Source organism: Mycobacterium sp. (assembly GCF_049802695.1).
In the GTDB taxonomy this organism is placed as follows: Bacteria; Actinomycetota; Actinomycetes; order Mycobacteriales; family Mycobacteriaceae; genus Mycobacterium.
In genome coordinates, this window is sequence record NZ_JBARMY010000049.1 from 32,193 (window position 1) to 44,703 (window position 12,511).

The window sequence follows — 12,511 nt, forward strand, 5'->3', positions numbered from 1 at the left end:
CGATCCTTTCCGTAAATCAACGCCGATCCACGTTGCTGCTCAACTCGATTGGCGGCGGAGTTCATCGCATCTCTTCCGCGAAGCTGCATAACGGCAGGCACAGCACCAAGGACTCAATGGTATCTAGAATACTAAAAATAGAGAAGAAAGGGCGCGGTTCGGCTCGGCCGGCCAGCAAGGCGCCAGCATCGTTGATCCGACGTCGTTGTCGTTGACCAAGAATCCGTTCAACCGTAGAGTCCGGCGTGGGCCGCAGCCAACGCATGAACGCGAATGGGACGACGTGGACTTCTCTTACCCGACGGAGCTGGAACATTTCCGCGACGAGCTGCGGGCGTGGCTGATGGCAAATCTCACCGAAGACATCGTGGCCGCCGGCCGAAGCCGCAGCTCCGATCCGCGCCGGTTCGAAACGCTACGCGGGTGGAACCGCATCACCGCGGACGCAGGCTGGGCAGCCGTGTCGTGGCCCGTCGAGTACGGCGGCCGGGGCGCTACCCTGCTCGAGCAGCTGGTGCATGCCGAGGAGATGACGCGGGCGCGGGCACCCGTGCCGCTCAACGTCATCGGGATCAACAACATCGCGCCGGCGGTCATGCATTACGGGACCGAGTCACAGAAGCGCACGCTGCTTCCGCGAATGCTGCGGGCCGACGACATCTGGTGCCAGGGCATGTCGGAACCCGAAGCCGGATCTGATCTCGCCTCGCTGCGTACCCGCGCGGTTCGGGACGGCGATGACGACCGAGCCGACTTCATCGTCAACGGGCAAAAGATCTGGACGTCGCTGGGCCACCGCGCCGACTGGTGCCAACTGTACGTGCGCACTGACCCCGAGGCGCCCAAACACAAAGGCATCTCATGCCTGATCGTGAACATGAACTTGGCAGGGATCCAAGTGCGCCCACTCGTCACGTTGACCGGGTCGGATGACTTCGCCGAGGTGTTCTTCACCGACGTGCGGGTACCGGCCGGCTCGCTGCTGGGTCCGCTGAACAAGGGCTGGCAGGTCGCCACCACCACACTCAGCTACGAACGTGCGGGAGCGGCAAAGCTTTACGCCGAGCTGCAGGCGCGGCTGGAGGAGCTGACTGCCGACCTGTCCTGCAGTGACGCAGCGCTCGAGGATCCGGTAACGCTTCGGCGACTGGGCGAGATCGCTGTGCGCATCAAGTACCTGGAGGTGCTGTGCCAACGGTCGATCTCAGCGGCATTGCATGGTCGCGATTCGTTCGATTCGGCCGGCCTGGCCAAGACGGTGTGGGGTGAAGTTGGCCAAGACCTCGCCGCCCTGGCATTCGACACCCTCGGGCCGGCAGCAGCACGCGGCCGTTGGGCAGACTATCGACTGTCGTCACGGTCACTGACCATCGCCGGCGGCACGACCCAGGTCAACAAAAACATCACCGCTCAGCGCGTCCTGGGCCTGCCGCGCCGATGAACCTCGAGCTCACCGCTGAGCAGCAGGCACTGCGGGATACCGTGCGCCGCTTCGTGGCCGCAAAAGCCGACATCGCAACCTATGTGCGCAAAGCACTCGACACGCCGATCGATGCCCGGGATCGGGAGGGCGCAAAGGGTCGCGCAAAAGACGAAGTGTGGCGCGGTCTCGCCGATCTCGGAGGGACAGCCGTCCTTGTGCCGCCGGAGTACGACGGCGCCGGCATGGCCATGCTCGAAGCCGGCATCGTCGCCGAGGAGCTCGGTGCTGCGCTGTACCCCGGGCCGTGGTTGTCGTGCGCGGTCGCGGCCACCCGGGCCCTGACACGAACGGGCCCCAGCGACAACGCCGCGACGCTGCTGACTGGCATCAGCGACGGTTCCACCATCGCGACCCTCGGCCTTCCCTCCGGACACCGCCCGACTGTCACTCAAGGCGTTGACGGGTGGGTGCTGAGCGGTGCCGTCGCGTCGGTGCCCGACTTCGCAGTCGCCGACGTCGCACTGGTGCTGGCCGACGGTTCTGACGGCATCGCTCTTTGCGCTGTCGAGACGTCTTCCCACGGCCTGGAAATCACTCCGCAGCACGACGTCGACCCGACGCGTCAACTGTTCAATATCACGCTCGATGCGGTGCCGGCGCAGCGGATCGCACCGGCCTCGCCGGAGGCTATCCAAGCCGTGACCGACGACGTACTGGTCGCGCGCGCCGCCGACGCCTTGGGTGCTGCCCGAGCAGTGCTGCAGCTGGCCGTCGAGCACGCCAAGGTACGCCACCAATTCGGCCAGCCGATCGGCAGTTTCCAGGCGGTTCAACATCTGTGCGTCGACATGTATGAAACGGTCGAGTTGGCTCGCGGCGGCGTCATCCACGCGCTGTGGGCCGCCGATGTCGCCGCGCCCGATGAAAGGCACCTGGCCGCGGTCCGGACGAAAGCGTTCGCGGCCAGGCTGGCCACCGTTGGTGACACCGCCATTCAGGTGCTGGGCGGCGTCGGCTACACCTGGGAGCACGATGCCCACCTCTACCTGCGGCGTCTATTGAGCTGGAGCGCCTTTCTCGGCAGCTCCGACGTGTACCTCACCGAAGTCGGTGCGCGACTTGCGCAATCGGTCACCCGGGCGCGTCACTGATAAATAAACAGCGGAAGGTAGGCAGATGGCAGGCGTGCTGACGGGGGTCCGGGTCGTCGAGCTGGCAACGTGGATGTATGTGCCGGCGGCCGGCGTCGCGCTGGCGGAGTGGGGTGCCGACGTCATCAAGGTCGAAAGTGTCAGCAGCGGTGACCCACAACGGGCGCTCGTGGTCGGTGGCTTCACCCGGCAGGCCGCCCGGGCTAACGTGGACTTCCTACTCGAGATGGGAAACCGCGGGAAGCGGAGCATCGCAATCGATCTCAAAAGCGAGACCGGACGCCAGCTGTTCGGCCGGCTGCTGGCCCGAGCTGACGTGCTGCTCACCAACTGGCTGCCGGCGGCGCTGGAACGGGCCCACCTGACGGTCGAGGACATTCGCGCGTTCAACCCGAATATCATCATCGCCCGCGGAACCGGGCTGGGTATGCGAGGACCGGACCGCGACCACGGCGGCTTCGACGCCGCAACCTATCTGGCCCGTGGCGGCGTGGCCTACACCCTGACCCCGTTCGGCACCCCCGACCCGGCTGTGCAGGGTCCCGCATTCGGCGACCTACAGGCCGGCGTCACCCTGGCGGGCGGGGTGTGCGGGGCCTTGTTTCACCGGGAGCGGACCGGAAAACCGACGGTCGTCGACTCGTCATTGCTGGCGCAGGCCATGTGGAGCATCGCGCCATCCATCTCGGTCGCCGACCTCTTCGGAATCGACGGAATCCCAGGAGCGCCACCGGGACTGGCGATCAACCCCCTCGTCGCCAGATACCGGACCAAAGACAGCCGTTGGATCCAACTGGTGTTCCTGCAACCCGACAAGTTCTGGGCCGGCTTCTGCGGACGGATCGGCTTGCCCGAGCTGGCCACCGACGAGCGCTTCGTACCGTCGTCGAATCTGGTGGCCAACGCCGCCGAGGCGACCGCCCTGATCGCCGCGAAATTCGCCGAGCACGACTTGTCGCATTGGCGTCAGGCGCTTGCCGATGAGCCGGGGGTGTGGGCACCGTTGGCGACGCCGAAAGAGACACTCAACGATCCGCAAAGCGAACCCAACGGATACCTGGTGCGACACGTCGACGATCAGGGCACCGAATACGTGATGGTCGCCGCGCCGGTGCAGTACGACGAGACACCGCCGTCACCGGCGCGCGCCCCGGAACATGGCCAGCACACCGAAGAGATCTTGCTCGAACTCGGGCTGGACTGGGATGAAATAGCCGCGGCGAAGGACACCGGCGCGATCCTCTGAATCAGGTCGACTTGCCGTGCCGCACCTGCTTGAACGGCACCCCGCGGTCGGCGGCGTATTCGCGCGGGAAGTTCAGCACTCGTTCTGCGATGACGTTGCGGGCCATCTCCGTAGTGCCGCCACCCATGGCCACCGTCTGCCGCGACAAGTACCGCAATCCGGTTTCCAGACCCTCACCTTCGGCACCCACCACCCCGGCCGTCCCCGTGATCGCCAGCGCGGTGTCGACGTCCAACGTGACGGTGTCAGAGTGAAATAGGCGTATCAGCGTTCCGCCCGCCGGCGGCAGAGCACCATCGCGGACCCGGCGGTACACCGACCCGGCCAACTGGTCGCTCACGGCGCGGTGTACCAGCGCGCGGCCGGCCAACTCCCGCACCCGTTCGTTGTCGGCCTGACCGGTGCGCTGGGCCAGCGCGACGTAGTCGACCGGCGTTGCGCGGCCGCCTTCGCTGCCGCTCCCGCTGGCGAATTCGGACCCCTGGCCGACCGCGCGGCGCTCGTGGTACAGCTGCCTGGACGCCACCGCCCAGCCGTTGTCGACCTCGTCGACGACGGCGTCGTCACCGACCTCGACGCCGTCGAGGAACTCCTCGCAGAATTCGCTGGAGCCGTTGACCTGGGTGATGCGCCGCAAGGTGATTCCCCGATCGGCGATCGGCACCAGGAACATCGTCAGCCCCTCATGCTTGGGCACGTCCCAGTTGGTGCGGGCCAGACACAGTCCGTAGTCGGCGGCGAAAGCACTGGTAGTCCAGGTCTTTGCGCCGTTGATGATCCAGCGGTCGCCCGCGCGCTCGGCACGGGTCAGCACACCGGCCAGATCTGATCCTCCGCTCGGCTCCGACAACAGCTGCACCAACACCTCGTCACCACGCAGAGCAGCGGCGATGTGCTGTTTCTTCTGTTCCTCGCTGCCGGTGTCGAGCAACGTGGCGCAGCAGATCGTGAACGTCGGAGTGTTCAGGATCAGCGGCATCTCATAGCTGAGACTCTCTTGGTCGAATGCCCGCTGGTATTCGTAATCCAAGCCGAGACCGCCGTATTCGCGCGGGAAGCAGATGCCGGCGAACCCGCCTTCGTACAGCCGCTTCTGCAATTCGCGGGCGCGCTGCCAGCTGCGTTCGTCGTCTCGGGGAGCAGCCGGTGGTGCGGCGGGGTCGATCTGCGGCAGATTGTCGGCCAGCCACTCCTTCACCCGGGCACGAAACTCTTCGACCGATTCGCTTTCGCGGTTCGTCATTGCGGCGCTTCCTTCCAGGCGTACACCCGCAGGTTGTGCTCGTCAGGAGTCCCGAACATCGACCGGTAGAGCGCGACCCGGCGCAGGTACAGGTGCAGGTCGTGTTCCCAGGTGACACCGATGCCGCCGTGCAGCTGCACACAGTCCTGCAGCAGTTCGCCGGATTTTTCCCCCACATAGGACTTGGCGATGCTGGCCGACAAGCCCGCCTGCGGCGAGCGGGCCCCGACGTCGGCCACCGCGGCAGCTGTCGTTGCGCGGCAGGCCTCGAGCCACATCAACATGTCGGCGAAGCGGTGTTTAAGCGCCTGGTAAGAGACCAGCGGTCGCCCGAATGTGTGCCGGTCGAACGCCCAACGGACGGTGAAGTCGAACACGGTCTGCATGATGCCGACCACCTCAGCGCACTGCAGCACCTGAGCGATTTGGCTTTGCCGGTCGATGAGCGCACCGGCCTGCCCCGCGCCCCCGACGGTGGCGGTCTGTTCAACCACCACCCCGTCGAAGTGAACCCGCGCGTAATGCTTGACGAAGTCGACCGAGTCCTGCGGCTCGACCCGAACTCCGGGTGCGTTCGTCGGCACCAGGAATTGGGCGACCTGCTCGTCGACGCGGGCGACCACCAGCAGGACGTCGCTCTGGGCGCCGGCTTCCACCCGATCCTTGACTCCGTCGATGCGATAGCCGGAGCCTGTCGGTGTGGCGGTCACCGACGGTTGCATCGGTGCCCAGCCCCGGCCAGGCTCATAGACCGCCCAGGACGCCACCGTCACACCGGACATCAGCGATTCGATGGTGCCGGCGTGCTGAGCGCGCTCGGCAGAGTCGACCAGTCCGGCCAGCACAACGCTGACCGGGTACAGCGGTCCGGGTGCCACCGTCTTGCCGATCTGTTCGGCGACCGATGCCAGATCGGCCAGTCCGTCCTCGGACACGCTGCCGCCGCCCAGCTCCCCGGGCACCAGCAGTCCGGTCCAGCCGAGGTCGGCGGCGCGTTGCCACCAGGCGGAGTCGAAAGACACGCCCGACGCGTGCAGCTCCCGAACCTTGCGCAGGGGTGTCTCTTTTTGCAGAAACGCATCGCTGGTGGAAGCGAAGAGGATCTTTTCGGGGGACTCGACGGCAGTCATGATGCTGGCCCGATGGTCAGTCGAGATCTATGGCGGGACGTTCGCCGGGTAGCGCCGTGACGGTCGTCGGCAGCGCGTACAACGCGGTGGCATTGCCGCGCATGATCCGCTCCCGTTGATCGCGGGGAAACCGCTTGAGCGCGTACTCCGGCGAATCGTAGCTCCAGTGCGGATAGTCCGTTGAAAACATCAAGTTGTCGCCGAGATCCATCATTTCCAGGTACTCGCGGAATACGCCGACGTCGACGTCCTCGAGCGGCTGGGTGGTGAAGCGGACGTGTTCGCGGACGTAATCGGACGGACGTCGACGCACCAGCGGCAAGTCGCTGCGACGCGCCTCCCAGATCCGGTCCATCCGCGACATCACCGGCATCGCCCAGGTGAAACCGCCCTCGATGAAAACCACCCGCAGGTCGGGGTGCCGGTCGAACGCGCCGTCGAACACCAGGCTCATCAAGTGCGACACATACAGCAGTGGCCACGAGGCGAAGAAGTCGTGCCAGTGTGCCGGATTGCCCACCGGGTAGAGCGGAATCAGCTCGAACGGTGTCTGCCCCATCAGATGCGTGGCGACCGGGAAGCCGCTGCGCGACGCGGCCGCGTAAAGAGGATCGAAATGCGGGCTGCCGAACGGGATTCCACGGGTCTGCGGGGTCATCAGCACCTGAACCATGTCCGGATGCCCTGCCCAGCGGTCGACTTCGCGCGCAGCCTGCTCGGGCGTCTGGGCGCTCACGCTGATCGACCCGCGCCAGCGACCGTGCGCGTTGAACTTGTCGAGCCAGACGTCAGCCAGCCAGTCGTTGTAGGTCGACTTCAGCACATGCTCGGCGTCGGGCAACTGCGCATCGCACATCGGCTCCAGCGTCGCAATGCCGACACCGGCGTCGACCAGTAACTGTTTCGCGGCGAAGTCCGGGTCGGTTCCGGCGAATCCGCCGCCCGGTGGCGTCGCGTCGACACGCAATGACATCGTCTGGTATGAATCCGGTGTGTCGTAGAAATGCGGGATCGGTGTCACCGCGTTGTGGTTGGGCCAGATCTTGTCCACCCACGCTGCGGGTGCATACGACTTCAGCACGTCGGCCGAGACGGGCATCGGGTGGACGTCGGTGTCGACGATGCTCACCGCCACCTGGTTTCGGCCGTCATCGAGCACGGGATGACTGTGAGTCCGTTCGATCGTGGTCATGACACGCTGCTTTCTGTCGCCGGTACCGTCAGTCCGTAGAGTGCACTGGCATTGCGCCACAACACTTTTTCGCGTTGGCCGCCGTCAAGGCCGGTAGCCATCACCTCTGGCGACGACATGGACCAGTGCGGATAGCTCGAACCGAACATCAGCAGGTCGGCCTTCGTGGTTCCGGGCGACGACGTGAAGTCCATCCAGCGTCGCATCTGGACAGGGTCGGTCGGCCCATCGAGCGCCGACGAGCAGAACCGTACATGCCGGCGCAGGTACTCGCTGGGATACCGGTTCACCCAGGGGGTTTGGTCGCGCATCGACAACCAGAACGTGTCCAACCGCCACATCAGTGGGGTGAGGATGTCATATCCACCGTCGGCGAAGACGAACCTCAGATCGGGATGCCGGCCGAAGACGCCTTCGACGATCAGCGTGGCGAGATGCACGAAGTAATTCAGCGGCATGAAGGCCGCATACCCGGGATAGGTGTGCGCGTGCCCGGCGAATGTCGGTGGATAGTCGACGCCGTTGCCGCCATTGATGTGCACCGCCACCGGCAACCGGTGCGCGGCCGCCGCCTCCCAGATGGGCTCGAACAGCGGTTTGCCGTACGGCTCGCGGGATTGCATCGGAACACCGACCTGAACCAGCTTCGGATGTGCGGCGAGCCGCTCGATCTCCGCGACCGCACCTCTGGGATCTTCCGGGTTGATGCGAATGGTGCCGCGGAATCGGTCGGTGGCATCGGGCTCCAACCACTGGTCGAGCTGCCAGTCGTTCACCGCAGCGCAGATTCTACTGTTGAGTAAGTAGTCGGCGATGTTGCCTCGAGTCAACGGATTGAGGATGGCGAAAGCCACGCCGGCGTCGTCGAATAGGTGGCGGGTGACGGTCTCGCGGTCAGAGCCGGGATAGTGGTCGCCGTAGAGGTCCTCGTGGTAGTCGCCGCCGGGCGCCTGGTACCACTGCCGCTCGACGTCGGGGATGGACCGCAGCTGATACGCGGCAGGGAGGTATTTCCGGATCTCGGCGTTGTTGCGGAAATGCGGTTGCACGCACGTGTCGATGACCGGGCCGGCCACAGCTGTGTCGCTCATGCGCTCAGGTAAACCTCCCCATCGGCAACGTCGACTTGGTAGGTACGGACGCGCCGTCGCGGATCGGCGACATTCTGTCCGGTAGTGATGTCGAATTCCCAATTGTGCCAAGGGCACCGAACGACCTGACCCTCACGTGTACGGCGCACCCCGCCGGGCTGGCCCGAGTCGGGTTCGGTGGTTCCGCCGACGTGGCCCAGACACAACGGCGCCCCCTCATGCGAGCAGTAGTTGACAATGGCGTGCAGCGAGCCACCGATGTTGTACACACCGATACCGAACTGCCCCGCGTCCACGAGCTTCATTTCGCCCGGCGGCAGGTCATCGAGAAGGCACACGAATCTGCGCTCCGGCATCGCTACCTCCTGCCACCGGTCTACGGGTCCATTGTCGCGGGCTTTCGGCCGCGCGGCTACTGCGATTGGGCTTACTTGCTATTTATATTATGATTACAAAGTTCAATTCCGGAACTCTGCTGAGGGGCATGCTGGCCAAGCCGGCGCGGGTGTCTCTCAGTTGATCAGGAGGGATGCTGGTGACGATCGGCGCCGACCCGCACAACCAATCCATCACCCTCGACGCGACTGGTGAAACCAGCCCCTACCCCTTCTTCGAATACAAGCGGCGCACCGAACCGGTCTTCCACGGGCCCCTGATGGACAACGAACTGTTGCCCCCGGCGCTGAAGCCGGACGACGAATGGGTTTTGTTCGGCTACGACGGAGTTTGTCAGGCCTTCCGCGACGACCGGGTCTTCACCTCGGCCGCTTATGACAAAACGATCGGTTTGGTCATGGGGCACACCATCTTGGCGATGGGCGGTAAAGAACATCATGACCATCGCGGCCTGGTGGCCAAGGCTTTCCGCGCGAGCGCGCTGCAACGCTGGGAACCGTCGGTCATCGGCCCCATTTGCGACCAACTCGTCGACGAGTTCAAAAACGACGGGCACGCGGACCTGGTGAAGGCGCTGACGTTCGAGTTTCCGACCCGGATCATCGCCACCCTGCTGGGACTCCCCCGGGAGGATCTGGACTTGTTCCGACGGCTGTCGCTCGACCTGATCTCGATTCCCACTGACATCGTGGCGGGTCTCAACGCCGCTGCGGAGCTGCACGGCTACTTCCTCAATCAGGTCGAGCAGCGGCGCCGGGAACGCACCAACGACATCATCGGCGATCTCGTCGCTGCCGAAATTGACGGACAGAAGCTGACCGACGACGCCATCATCGCGTTCCTGCGGCTGCTTCTGCCGGCCGGGTTGGAAACCACTTATCGCTCGTCGGGCAATCTGCTGTACCTTCTGCTGACTCACCCCGAGCAGTTGGCGATGGTTTTGGCGGACCGGACACTCATCCCCGCCGCCATCGAAGAAGGTATCCGCTTCGAATCGCCGCTCACCATGGTGATGCGCAGCACCACCGAAGACGTCGAAGTCGGGGATCGCACCATTCCCGCCGGCGCTCAGGTCGACTTGTGCATCGGATCCGCCAACCGTGACGAAAGCCGTTGGGCCAACCCCAACGCCTTCGACCTCCGCCGGCCACGTCAGGCGCACATCGCTTTCGCCGGCGGCATTCACATGTGCCTGGGCATGCATCTGGCCCGTCTGGAAACCCGGGTCATGCTGAACAGTCTGCTCGACCGCGCCGCTAATCTGGCGCTGGTCCCGGACGAAGATGCACGGATCGTCGGGGTGACCTTCCGGTCGCCCAATAAACTACCGGTGACCTTCACACCGGCCGAGTGAGGAGCCGGTCATGAAGAGCCGGGGCGCGATCCTGCACGACGTCGGCGGCCCGTGGTCGGTAGAGGAATTCGAGCTCGACCCACCGCGTGCCGGCGAAGTTCTGGTCGAATTGGCGGCCGCCGGGTTATGCCACAGCGACGACCACATCCTCAAGGGCGACATATCGGCACCGAACGAGGTGCTGCGGTCGATGGGCCTGCCCACGATGTTCCCGACCATCGGTGGGCACGAAGGTGCCGGCATCGTCCGTGAAGTCGGTGACGGTGTCACCGAGTTCGTGCCGGGTGACCATGTGGTGATGTCCTTCGTGGCCGTATGCGGCCAATGCCGTTGGTGCGCAACGGGGATGGAGTACCTTTGTGACGCCGGTATCGGCACCATGACTCCGGGGATGCCGACCGACGGCACCTTCCGCCACCACACCGCCGGCGGCGAGCCGCTCGGACATATCTCGAAGATCGGCGCATTCGCCGAACACACCGTGGTGTCGGTCAATTCGCTGGTCAAAATCGATCCGCACCTGCCGCTGGTGCCGAGTGCGCTGCTGTCCTGCGCGATACCTACCGGCTACGGTTCGACGGCTATTCGGGCCGGCGTCCGGGGCGGCGACACCGTTGTCGTCGTCGGAGCGGGAGGGATCGGCACCGGCGCGATTCAGGGCGCCCGGATCAACGGTGCGGCGCAGATCGTGGCCGTCGATCCAGTGGAATTCAAGCAGAAGTCGGCCTTGCGGTTCGGCGCCACGCACGCCAGCGCGTCCGTGGCCGACGCATTAAATTTGGTCCGAGACCTGACCTACGGCGTGATGGCCGATGCCGTCGTCGTCTCGCCGTCACTGATCGGCTCCGAAGACGTCCGCGCCGCGCTGCGCCTGACCCGTAAAGGCGGCACCTGTGTGCTGACCGGCATGACCGCGCAGACAACCCGATCGATAAAATTCGATCTGCAGGATTTCATTCTGATGAATAAGACTCTAGCCGGTACCGTCTTCGGCTCGTGCAACCCCAAGGCCGATATCACCCGACTCGCCAAGCTCTACCAAACCGGCCAGCTACTGCTCGACGAGATGATCACTCGGCGGTATCAACTCGAGGACATCAACGATGCGTACGCCGACCTTCTCAACGGTGAGATCGTCCGAGGAGTCATCGATTTCGCCATCAGCTGACTGTCCGGCTCTGGTTCTCGTTCACGGCGGTGAGCACTCGGCGGACTGTTGGGAACCGACCGTTGTCGAATTACAGCGACAGGCGCCGCAATTGCGCGTGCTGGCCGTGGACATGCCCGGTCACGGTGTCACCCGCGGTGACCTGACTGCGGTAACCATCGCCGACTGCGTGCAATCGGCGACGGACCAAATCGAGGCGGCCGGCCTCAGGGACGTGGTCATTGTCGGTCACTCCCTGGCGGGCTTGACGGTGCCTGGCGTGGTGACCGCGCTGGGCTCCGGCCGGGTTCGCGAGATGATCTTGGCGGCGTCCTGTTTGCCGACGCAGGGCGAGGCGGTCGTCGATGCGCTGATCGGGCCGCTGGCCTGGTATGTGCGCCGAGCGGTCCGACTCAACAAGCCACCCAAGACAACGCCGGATTGGCTGAGCGCCTTGCTGTTTTGCAACGGGATGTCGCGCGAGCAACGCCGACTCACGCTGTCGAGGATGCATGCGGAGGCCGCTACCATCATCACCGAGCCGGTCGATCGCAGTGGCCTTCCGCAAGATGTTCCGCGAACGTGGATCTTGACGCTGCGCGACCACGCGCTGTTCCAGCGCGTCCAGTACCGCAGCATTGCAGCGCTTGGTGGTGTGCAGACGTTGATACCGATCGACACCTGCCACGATCTGATGATCAGCGAACCTCGCCTGCTTGCCGAGTTGCTCATCGAACGTTGCCGTTGACTGACCGCAGACCGCCGCTCTCGCTCGAATCACTTGTGTCACATCGGTTTCAGGGGTTTTTTGTCGGTGGTCGCCGATAACATTTCGGGTATGGCAGTCAGCAGTCGTGAGGAGGTCGTCGCCGCGTTCGACGCGTTTGGCGACGCGGTGTCGGGCTTGGCTGATTTGTCGTTCGAGGCGCTGACCACACCGGAACGATTGGCGTTGTTGGAGCGCCTCGAGCACGACTGCCGGCGGCTGCCGGTGGTGCGGCACGCGTTGATCAACGGCGTGCGCGAGCAGGCCAGCGCGGCGGAGATCGGCGGCAAGCTCTCCCACGTGTTGGCCGACCGGTTGGGTATTGCGCGCAGCGAAGCGCACCGGCGCATCGAGGACGCCGCCGATCTCGGT

General features: G+C 64.8%; 12 protein-coding genes. 7 read left to right on the plus strand and 5 right to left on the minus strand.

Annotated features, from left to right (window positions below; genetic code table 11):
• Window positions 1-283: 283 nt before the first annotated feature.
• Genes WA317_RS01980 through WA317_RS01990 form a run of 3 tightly spaced genes read left to right on the plus strand, consistent with a single transcriptional unit; the run spans window position 284 to window position 3,820 of the window.
• A complete protein-coding gene (locus WA317_RS01980; protein ID WP_425171438.1) occupies window positions 284-1,441 on the plus strand; it encodes an acyl-CoA dehydrogenase family protein in 1,158 nt (385 codons plus the stop codon).
• Window positions 1,438-2,574 (plus strand): acyl-CoA dehydrogenase family protein, encoded by a 1,137-nt coding sequence (locus tag WA317_RS01985; RefSeq protein WP_425171439.1) that lies wholly within the window; start codon window positions 1,438-1,440, stop codon window positions 2,572-2,574. Before WA317_RS01980 ends, WA317_RS01985 begins: the two co-directional genes overlap by 4 nt.
• 25 nt (window positions 2,575-2,599) lie before the next feature.
• Window positions 2,600-3,820, plus strand: coding sequence for a CaiB/BaiF CoA transferase family protein (locus WA317_RS01990; protein WP_425171440.1), 1,221 nt, complete (start codon window positions 2,600-2,602; stop codon window positions 3,818-3,820).
• Window position 3,821: 1 nt separating this feature from the next.
• Here the strand turns inward: WA317_RS01990 and WA317_RS01995 are convergent, their stop codons facing one another.
• The 5 genes from WA317_RS01995 to WA317_RS02015 are packed head-to-tail and all read right to left on the minus strand — an operon-like array spanning window position 3,822 to window position 8,832.
• Window positions 3,822-5,063 carry an acyl-CoA dehydrogenase family protein gene (locus WA317_RS01995; RefSeq protein ID WP_425171441.1) on the minus strand — a complete coding sequence of 414 codons (1,242 nt, stop codon included), beginning with the start codon at window positions 5,061-5,063 and terminating at the stop codon, window positions 3,822-3,824.
• Entirely contained in the window at window positions 5,060-6,193 is a 1,134-nt protein-coding gene (locus WA317_RS02000) for an acyl-CoA dehydrogenase family protein (RefSeq protein ID WP_425171442.1), read from the minus strand. Before WA317_RS02000 ends, WA317_RS01995 begins: the two co-directional genes overlap by 4 nt.
• Window positions 6,194-6,209: 16 nt before the next feature.
• On the minus strand, window positions 6,210-7,385 hold the full coding sequence (locus tag WA317_RS02005) for an amidohydrolase family protein (protein ID WP_425171443.1): 1,176 nt from the start codon (window positions 7,383-7,385) through the stop codon (window positions 6,210-6,212).
• Window positions 7,382-8,476 (minus strand): amidohydrolase family protein, encoded by a 1,095-nt coding sequence (locus tag WA317_RS02010; RefSeq protein ID WP_425171444.1) that lies wholly within the window; start codon window positions 8,474-8,476, stop codon window positions 7,382-7,384. Before WA317_RS02010 ends, WA317_RS02005 begins: the two co-directional genes overlap by 4 nt.
• Window positions 8,473-8,832, minus strand: coding sequence for a Rieske (2Fe-2S) protein (locus tag WA317_RS02015; protein ID WP_425171445.1), 360 nt, complete (start codon window positions 8,830-8,832; stop codon window positions 8,473-8,475). The genes WA317_RS02010 and WA317_RS02015 overlap by 4 nt, the downstream gene beginning before the upstream one ends.
• 173 nt (window positions 8,833-9,005) lie before the next feature.
• Here WA317_RS02015 and WA317_RS02020 point away from each other — a divergent pair, with 173 nt between their 5' ends.
• The 4 genes from WA317_RS02020 to WA317_RS02035 all read left to right on the plus strand — a co-directional run.
• Window positions 9,006-10,226 carry a cytochrome P450 gene (locus WA317_RS02020; protein WP_425171446.1) on the plus strand — a complete coding sequence of 407 codons (1,221 nt, stop codon included), beginning with the start codon at window positions 9,006-9,008 and terminating at the stop codon, window positions 10,224-10,226.
• Window positions 10,227-10,236: 10 nt separating this feature from the next.
• Complete coding sequence (locus tag WA317_RS02025; protein WP_425171447.1) at window positions 10,237-11,394, plus strand: Zn-dependent alcohol dehydrogenase; 1,158 nt, start codon at window positions 10,237-10,239, stop codon at window positions 11,392-11,394.
• Window positions 11,378-12,121, plus strand: coding sequence for an alpha/beta fold hydrolase (locus WA317_RS02030; protein ID WP_425171453.1), 744 nt, complete (start codon window positions 11,378-11,380; stop codon window positions 12,119-12,121). The genes WA317_RS02025 and WA317_RS02030 overlap by 17 nt, the downstream gene beginning before the upstream one ends.
• A 90-nt stretch (window positions 12,122-12,211) precedes the next feature.
• Window positions 12,212-12,511 (plus strand): DUF222 domain-containing protein (locus tag WA317_RS02035; RefSeq protein WP_425171448.1); only part of this gene is annotated, 300 nt, incomplete at its 3' end.

What these genes read in the sequence shown, in the direction of transcription:
- WA317_RS01985 (WP_425171439.1), top strand. Translation starts at nt 1,438, where the DNA reads ATGAACCTCGAGCTCACCGCTGAGCAGCAGGCACTGCGGGATACCGTG.
- WA317_RS01990 (WP_425171440.1), top strand. Translation starts at nt 2,600, where the DNA reads ATGGCAGGCGTGCTGACGGGGGTCCGGGTCGTCGAGCTGGCAACGTGG.
- WA317_RS01995 (WP_425171441.1), bottom strand. Translation starts at nt 5,063, where the DNA reads ATGACGAACCGCGAAAGCGAATCGGTCGAAGAGTTTCGTGCCCGGGTG.
- WA317_RS02000 (WP_425171442.1), bottom strand. Translation starts at nt 6,193, where the DNA reads ATGACTGCCGTCGAGTCCCCCGAAAAGATCCTCTTCGCTTCCACCAGC.
- WA317_RS02005 (WP_425171443.1), bottom strand. Translation starts at nt 7,385, where the DNA reads ATGACCACGATCGAACGGACTCACAGTCATCCCGTGCTCGATGACGGC.
- WA317_RS02010 (WP_425171444.1), bottom strand. Translation starts at nt 8,476, where the DNA reads ATGAGCGACACAGCTGTGGCCGGCCCGGTCATCGACACGTGCGTGCAA.
- WA317_RS02015 (WP_425171445.1), bottom strand. Translation starts at nt 8,832, where the DNA reads ATGCCGGAGCGCAGATTCGTGTGCCTTCTCGATGACCTGCCGCCGGGC.
- WA317_RS02020 (WP_425171446.1), top strand. Translation starts at nt 9,006, where the DNA reads ATGCTGGTGACGATCGGCGCCGACCCGCACAACCAATCCATCACCCTC.
- WA317_RS02025 (WP_425171447.1), top strand. Translation starts at nt 10,237, where the DNA reads ATGAAGAGCCGGGGCGCGATCCTGCACGACGTCGGCGGCCCGTGGTCG.